This is a genomic window from Acinetobacter rongchengensis, from assembly GCF_003611475.1.
GTDB classification, from domain to species: Bacteria; Pseudomonadota; Gammaproteobacteria; order Pseudomonadales; family Moraxellaceae; genus Acinetobacter; species Acinetobacter rongchengensis.
In genome coordinates this window covers 1-606 of record NZ_RAXT01000185.1, presented here as the reverse complement: position 1 = coordinate 606, position 606 = coordinate 1, and the positions used below count along the sequence as shown (strand labels likewise).

The following is a 606-nucleotide window of genomic DNA, read 5'->3' as shown; positions in this document are numbered from 1 at the left end:
TTTCGATACCAAAACATGGCTGAGCAGTTCAGGTGAAGCAATGCCTTTATCAATCACATAGGCGGGCATCGCTTGCTGAGTCAGGGTGTCACACTGATCACAGACCCATTTACCACGCACATGCTGTTCCTTATAGAACTGTGCCGGTCTGAAATGCAGTTTTTCACTGACATCTTCGCCGATACGACGGAGTTGGCAGCCACAAGCGCATTGGGTTGATGCAGGTTCATGCTCAATACGGATGGTGTGTAGATGATCTGGCAGTGGTCGACGTTTAGGTTTATTGGTTTTGGCTTTCTGTGTCGCTGCATCGGTTTTATCTGCATTTAGCCGTTCCAGTTCTAGATCAACCGCAGCAATATCTTCTTCAACCGCTTCATCCCACAGGTGGATTTGTTTTGCAGTGAGATGTTCGTTTTTACTGCCGAATTTGTGCTGTTTAAATAGTGCGAGTTCATGCTCGTATTTTTGATTGAGAATAGAAAGATGTTGAACTTTAGAATCTAATTGCTGATTGGTGACTTCAAGATGTTGAACTTTGGCATCCAATTGCTGGTTTGATTTTTCTAATTCTTGATTTGATTGTGCTAGAGACTGATGCTGCAT

General features: G+C 43.6%; 1 protein-coding gene. It reads right to left on the bottom strand.

Annotation, left to right across the window (positions count from 1 at the left end; all coding sequences use genetic code 11):
• Positions 1 to 606 (bottom strand): IS66 family transposase (locus D7V20_RS19430; protein ID WP_171407872.1); only part of this gene is annotated, 606 nt, incomplete at both ends.